This is a genomic window from Bradyrhizobium sp. YR681, from assembly GCF_000282615.1.
Taxonomy (GTDB): domain Bacteria; phylum Pseudomonadota; class Alphaproteobacteria; order Rhizobiales; family Xanthobacteraceae; genus Bradyrhizobium.
Genome location: NZ_AKIY01000303.1, coordinates 1 through 4,792 on the forward strand (window position 1 = coordinate 1; position 4,792 = coordinate 4,792).

At 65.1% G+C, this 4,792-nt stretch carries 4 protein-coding genes; 1 reads left to right on the forward strand and 3 read right to left on the reverse strand.

Annotated elements, in window-relative coordinates:
• Positions 1-574: SDR family NAD(P)-dependent oxidoreductase (locus tag PMI42_RS33030; RefSeq protein WP_008143163.1), on the forward strand; the 574-nt coding region annotated here is incomplete at its 5' end.
• A gap of 159 nt (positions 575-733) precedes the next feature.
• On the opposite strand, the gene PMI42_RS33035 is transcribed toward PMI42_RS33030, so the two are convergent.
• The 3 genes from PMI42_RS33035 to PMI42_RS33045 form a co-directional block, all read right to left on the reverse strand.
• Positions 734-1,528, reverse strand: coding sequence for an IclR family transcriptional regulator (locus tag PMI42_RS33035; protein ID WP_008143165.1), 795 nt, complete (start codon positions 1,526-1,528; stop codon positions 734-736).
• A gap of 77 nt (positions 1,529-1,605) precedes the next feature.
• Positions 1,606-3,339, reverse strand: a complete 1,734-nt coding sequence (locus PMI42_RS33040; RefSeq protein WP_008143166.1) for an FAD-dependent oxidoreductase — start codon at positions 3,337-3,339, stop codon at positions 1,606-1,608.
• Positions 3,340-3,346: 7 nt separating this feature from the next.
• Entirely contained in the window at positions 3,347-4,561 is a 1,215-nt protein-coding gene (locus PMI42_RS33045) for an ABC transporter substrate-binding protein (protein WP_008143167.1), read from the reverse strand.
• Positions 4,562-4,792: the final 231 nt, after the last annotated feature.

Here is a 4,792-nt window from a genome sequence, read left to right on the forward strand (position 1 = left end):
GCTCGTCGCAACCGCCGTGAAGGAGTTCGGCCGTCTCGACATCATGGTCAACAATGCCGGCGTGGCCCGCAACCGCGACATCCTGGAGATATCCGAAGAGGAATTCGACGAAATCATCGGCATCAATCTGAAGGGCGCGTTTTTTGGCGTGCAGGCCGCGGCGAAGCAGATGATTGCGCAAGGCAGCGGCGGCGGGGTCATCATCAACATGTCCTCGGTGAACGCGCTGCTGGCGATCCCGGCGCTTGCGACCTACGCGATGTCCAAGGGTGGCATGAAGCAGCTCACCTCCGTCGCCGCGGTCGCGCTCGCGCCGCACGGCATCCGCGTCGTCGCGGTCGGGCCGGGTACGATCCTGACTGACATGGTGGCGTCGTCCATCTACACCTCGGAGGATGCCCGCAAGACCGTGATGTCGCGTACGCCGGCGGGCCGCGGAGGTGAGCCGAGCGAGGTTGCCTCCGTCGTGGCGTTCCTCGCCAGCGACGATGCGTCCTATATCACCGGGCAGACCATCTATCCGGATGGGGGCCGGTTGATTCTGAACTACACGGTGCCGGTGAAGGAGAAGTAGAGGGCGGTTGTCGCCCGCCCACATGCGCTGTCATCGCCCGCGAAGGCGGGCGATCCAGTATTCCAGAGGCCGGCGTTAAGGAGCTCGCTTTCACAACGGCCACCGCGGCGTACTGGATGCCCCGGTCAAGCCGGGGCATGACAGCGCTGGTTGTGTCACCTATTCCGCCGCGATCGTCATCCCGTAACCCAGCCGCTTCGAGATGCCGGCGGCGCAGTCGCGCAAGGCATGCGCGATCGGGCTGTCCCAGCGCGCATCGAACGTGCCTTCCGGTCCCATCGCCGTGATGACAAGCGCGACATGGCCGGCATGATCGAACACGGGCGCCGAGAATGCATTGACGCCGGGCAGGGGATCGCCGAGCGCGCGGGCGAGGCCGTGCTTGCGGACCTCCGCCAGCATCTCCACAACCTTGGCGCCTTTCACCGGCCGCTTCGGATTGTAGCCGACACCCTGGCGATCGAGGCCGCTTTCGAGCGCGGCGTTGATCGTCTTCTCCGGCAGGAAGGCTGCAAAGGCGCGCCCCGTGGCGGTCTCCAGCAGTGCCATCACCAAGCCGGCGCGCATCACGATGTGCACGGGCTGGCCGGGCTCTTCGAGCTGCACGACGGTCGGGCCGTGCGTGCCCCAGACCGCCAGCGAGACCGCATGGCCGATCTGGCTCGCGAGCGCGGCGATCTTCGGTCCGGCGATGCGCACGCCGGAGAGACGGCGCAGGCTGATCAGGCCGAGCTCCAGCGCCAGCGCGCCGATCTCGTAGCGGCCGGTGGTTTCGTCCTGCTCGATCAGCCCGATGCGGGAGAAGCTGGCGAGATAAGGATGCGCCTTGGCCGGCGTCATGCCGGCCTCGCGGGCGAGATCGCGCAGCATCATCGGCTCGCCGCTTTTGGCGAGCGCGCGGAGCAATTCTCCGCCGACCTCGATCGACTGGATGCCGCGGCTTTCTCTCTTCATGCGCCTCCGATGCGCTTGAGTTTTCGTTTGAGCATGATCTTTTCGGAAAACCGCTGCACACTTTTCCGGATCATGCTCTACGCCGCGTCACGCCTGGCGGCGCTGTCGGCGAGATGACGGCCGGCAATGTAGCCGAAGGTCAGCGCCGGCCCAAGCGTGATGCCGGCGCCGGGATAATTGCCGCCCATGATGCTCGCCATGTCGTTGCCGGCGGCATAGAGCCCGGGAATCACCCGGCCCTCGGCATCGAGAGCCCTTGCATGCTCGTCGGTGATGATGCCGGCATAGGTGCCGAGATCGCCGATCACCATCTTGATGGCGTAGAACGGGCCGTTCTCGACCGGCGCGATGCAGGGATTAGGGCCATGCATGGCGTCGCCCTGGTAGCGGTTGTAGGCCTTCGAGCCCTTGCCGAAGGCGGCGTCATGGCCCAGCGGTGCGGTCGCATTGAACTGCTTGACCGTCTCGGTGAACGCCGTCGCGTCAATGCCGGCTTTCGCCGCCAGCGCCTCCAGCGTATCGCCGCGCATGAGATAGCCGGTATCGAGGTGATGGCCGAGCGGCATCGGGAACGGCGGCACGCAGCCAAGGCCATATTTGCGCAGCGTTGGGTGATCGCAGACGAGATACGCCGCGATCTCCTCGCCGGGCTTTGCGGCCTTGATCATGGCCTGGACGAAGTCGTGATAGGAGTTGCCTTCATTGGCAAAGCGCTTGCCGTCGCGCATCACCGCGATCACGCCGGGCTTGGCGCGGTCGATGAAATGCGGCATCACGCCTTTCGAGCCGTCCTTGCGCGTGGTCAGCGACACCGGCACCCAGGCCGCCGCGTTCGGCAGGCGATCCTCGACATGTCCGCCGGCGCTTTCCGCAAGGCGCAGGCCATCACCGGTGTTGCCAGTCGGCCCCGGCGAAAAATGCTCATTGCCGGTCGGCGCGTGCGGAAACATTTTCTTGCGCCGCTCGACGTCATGCGGGAAGCCGCCGCAGGCGAGCACGACACCCTGCCGCGCGCGGACGCGCACGTCGCGTCCCTCCCGCGAAACGATGGCGCCGGTGACGGCGCCGTTCTCGACCGTCAGCTCGCGCACCGGCGAGGACAGCCACATGGGAATCTTCAGGTCCTGCGCCGATTTTGCCAGCCGTCCCGCCAGCGCATTGCCGTTGGTCAGCGTCATGCCGCGGCCATAGCGCAGCACATCCATCAGATGTCGCGACAGGCGCTTGGCGACATAGACCGCCGAAGTCAGCGACTTCGTCACCCGCATGAAGTGGATGATCTCCTTGCCGCTTCCGAGCATCATGCCGAACACGGTGAGCTCGGGCAGAGGCATGCCGAGCGTCTTGATCTGGTCGCCAAGCTCGCGGCCGTCGAACGGACGCGTGACCATGGAGCGGCCACCCTGTGCACCGCCGGGCGCCTCCGCATGATAGTCCGGAAACACCAGCGGCATGTCGAAACGCAGCGCGGTCTTGCTGGTGAAGAAATCGACCGCCTCGGGGCCGGCGCTCAGGAAGGCGTCGACCCGCGCGGCGTCAAAGTTGTTGCCAGCCTCGTGCCGCAAATAAATGCGGGCCTGCTCCGGTGTCTCCGCAATGCCGTAGGCCTTCGCCAGCGACGTGCCGGGGATCCACAGCCAGCCGCCGGAGCGGGCGGTGGTGCCGCCGAAGCGCGGCTCCTTCTCGACGATCAGCACGTCGAGGCCGCGATATCGCGCCGTGATCGCGGCCGACATGCCGGAGCAGCCCGATCCGGCCACGAGCACATCGCACTCGTATGTTTCGCTTGCGTTGCGCTCGTTGCCGGTCATGCGGGCCTCACTTCTTCAGCAGCGGACATTTGGACTCGGAGACCGGGCGGAAGGCATCCTCGCCCTTCACGGTCTTGACGATATCGAGATAGTCCCAGGGCTCCTTGGACTGCTCGGGCGTCTTCACCTTGGCCAGATACATGTCGCGGATGACGCGGCCGTCCTCGCGCAATTTGCCGCCATGGACGAAGACGTCCTCGATCGGCAGCTCGCGCATCTTGGCCATCACCTTGGCCGGATCGTCGGTACCGGCCGCCTTGATGCCCTTGAGATAATGCAGCACCGAGCCATAGACGCCGGTCTGGATCATCGTCGGCATCACCTTGGCGCGCTCGTAGAATTTTTTCGACCAGGCCCGCGTCGCCTCGTCCATGTTCCAATAGGATGCCGTGGTCATGTAGGTGCCCTGCGCGGCCTTCAGGCCGATCGCGTGCACGTCGGTGTCGAACATCAGGAGGCCGACGAGCTTCTGGCCGCCCTGGACGAGGCCGAACTCGCCGGATTGCTTGATGGCGTTGTCGGTGTCCTGGCCGGCATTGGCAAACGCAACCACGTCCGATTTCGAGCTTTGCGCCTGCAGCGCGAAGGAGGAGAAGTCCGCGGTGTTGGTTGGGTGCTTGACGCCGCCCAGCACCTTGCCGCCCATCTCGTTGATGAAGCGGGTTGCGTCCTTCTCGAGCTGCTGGCCGAAGGCGTAGTCGGCGGTGATGAAGTACCAGGACTTGCCGCCTTCCTTGATCACGGCGGAGGCCGTCACCTTCGACAGCGCATAGGTGTCATAGGTGAAGTGCACGGTGTTCGGGCTGCACAGCTCGTCGGTCAGCGAGCTCGCGCCGGGGCCGGAGAGCAGGGCGATCTTGTTGCGCTCGCGCACCATGTTGTGGACGGCGATCGCGATGCCGGAATTGGGAATGTCGACGACGGCGTCCACCTTGCCGTTGTCGAACCAGCCGCGCACGATCTGGACGCCGACGTCGGTCTTCATCTGGTGGTCAGCGCTGATGATCTCGATCGGCTTGCCTAGCACGGTCGGGCCGAACTCCTCGACCGCCATCTTGGCCGCTTCGACCGATCCCGGCCCGCTGTTGTCGCGGCCCCAGCTCGACAGGTCCGTCAGCACACCGATCCGCACCGCGTCGTCGGAGACTTGCGCCGTCGCGGCTGAAGTCATGGCAGCGGAAGTCATGGCCGCGACCATGGCGCAGGCCAAAAGCCCTCTCATCGTTGTTCCCTCACTTTATGGGGCCGCTTGGAACGGCCGGTTATTGTGGGGACAAATTAGATATTGGCGAATGAGTTTGTCAATGGCGAATAGCGGGTCTGGAGGGTTCCACTAGGCGGTCCTGGACGACGGGAGCGCACCGCCTCAACACCCGTCATTGCGAGGAGCTCTTGCGACGAAGCAATCCAGACTGTCTCCGCGGTCAAAGTCTGGATTGCTTCGCTGCGCTCG